This is a genomic window from Haloferax sp. s1, from assembly GCF_058382125.1.
On the sequence record NZ_JBZRPK010000201.1, the window covers coordinates 1 to 1,888 of the forward strand.

The following is a 1,888-nucleotide window of genomic DNA, read 5'->3' on the forward strand; positions in this document are numbered from 1 at the left end:
GCCAGCGTCGCTGACGGCGGCCTGCGTCGTCTTCTCGTGGGTGAGAAGCGCGGCCGCGTAGACTGCAGCGGCGGCGAGACCGACCGGCGACTTACCCGAGTGGACGCCCTTTTCCTTGGCGTTCTTCAGGAGTTTGCGAGCACGCATCTTCGACTCGTCGGAAAGCCCGAGTTCGCTGGCGAATCGCGGGACGTACTGTTCGGGGTCCGCGGGCTTGACTTCGAGCGAGAGTTCGCGCGCGATGTAGCGATAGGTGCGAGCGACTTCGCTCTTTTCGACGCGCGAGACTTCAGCGATTTCGTCGAGCGAGCGCGGCACGCCGGCCATACGGGCAGCGGCGTAGGTACACGACGTGGCGACACCCTCGATGGAGCGACCGGGGAGCAGGTCGTCGTCGAGGGCGCGACGGTAGATGACAGACGCGGTCTCGCGGACGTTCTCGGGGAGACCGAGCGCGGACGCCATCCGGTCGATTTCGCCGAGCGCCTGCTTCAGGTTGCGTTCCTTGGAGTCGCGGGTACGGAAGCGCTCGTTCCACTTGCGGAGGCGCTGCATCTTCTGTCGCTGGCGAGCGCCGAGCGAATTCCCGTACGCGTCGCGGTCGCGCCAGTCGATGTTCGTCGAAAGCCCCTTGTCGTGCATCGTGTTGGTGGTCGGAGCACCGACACGAGACTTCTCGTCCTTCTCGCGGGCGTCGAACGCGCGCCATTCCGGGCCGCGGTCGACGGAGTCTGCGGTCACGACGAGACCACAGTCGTTACAGACGGTCTCACCGTGTTCGTCGTCGGTGACGACGTGGCCGCCACACTCGGGACACTTCAGGGTGTCACCCTTGGTGGATTCCTGTTCGCTTTCGGACTGCTGTCGGCCGTTCTGCTGTTTTTGTTCTCGTTCCTGTGCGCCGGGGTTTCGGGTCCAGATTCGTTCACTCATGGATACGACGGCGGGTGCTCCGGGAGATGGATTAGAGGTGACTAGAATCCCGGATGCGGTCCGTAACACGAAGGACCGCAGACGAACGCATAAATGGTTTGGTATCGCTCGGGCCGGTGGCGATATTTGCACGTGTGAGCCGGTCACACGGGTCAATTGAGGTTTGTACGAAATTCGGTTACAAAGCCTGCGAACCGGACGCGACACCTATTTTTCACGGAAGAACCTCTTGACTCGTACGTATGTCCGGGACCCCTCGAATCGTCTCTCTCGCCCCGAGTGCGACAGCCATTCTCGACGCCGCTGGACTCGCGTCCCGCGTCGTCGGGGCGACCGTTCACTCCTCGCTGGACCGGCCTGCCGTCGGCGGCTGGTTGAACCCCGATTTCGAGCGAATCGAAGCACTCGACCCGGATACACTCTGCACCGCCGACGACCTCCAGACGGATGTCACAGCGGAGGCACGAGAGCGCGGTTTCGACGTAGTCCACGTCGCTCCCGAGACGCTCGACGACGTGCTCGACTCGTTTCCCGTCGTCTGCGATGCCGCTGGCGATGCAACCGCCGGCGCGGCGCTCGCCGACGATTGCCGAACGCACCTCGACCGCGTCGCTGCGGCTGTCGACGACTACTCTCGTCCGACCGTCTACTGCGAAGAGTGGGCCGACCCACCAATGGCTGCAGGAAACTGGGTTCCGGACGTTGTCCGCGCTGCTGGTGGGACCTACCCATTCCTCGATGCCGGTGAACGGGCACGAGAAGTCGACGCCGACGACGTTGCGGCCGCCGACCCGGCCCACGTGGTGCTCCACCCGTGCGGCAAAGGTGAACGCGGCGACCCCGACGCGTTCGAAGCGCGCGAGTGGGGCGTCGATGCTGCGGTTCACGCGGTCGACGACTCGCTTCTCAATCAGCCGAGTCCCGCGCTCATGTCCGGCGTGGACCGACTTGCGCG

At 64.5% G+C, this 1,888-nt stretch carries 2 protein-coding genes; one reads left to right on the forward strand and one right to left on the reverse strand.

What is annotated here, in order from left to right:
* On the reverse strand, positions 1 to 933 hold a 933-nt coding region (locus QT222_RS01655), incomplete at its 3' end, for a transcription initiation factor IIB (RefSeq protein ID WP_491476096.1).
* Between the two features lie 242 nt (positions 934 to 1,175).
* Between QT222_RS01655 and QT222_RS01660 the strand changes: the two genes are divergently transcribed.
* The coding region (locus QT222_RS01660) for a helical backbone metal receptor (RefSeq protein ID WP_491476097.1) at positions 1,176 to 1,888 on the forward strand (713 nt) is incomplete at its 3' end.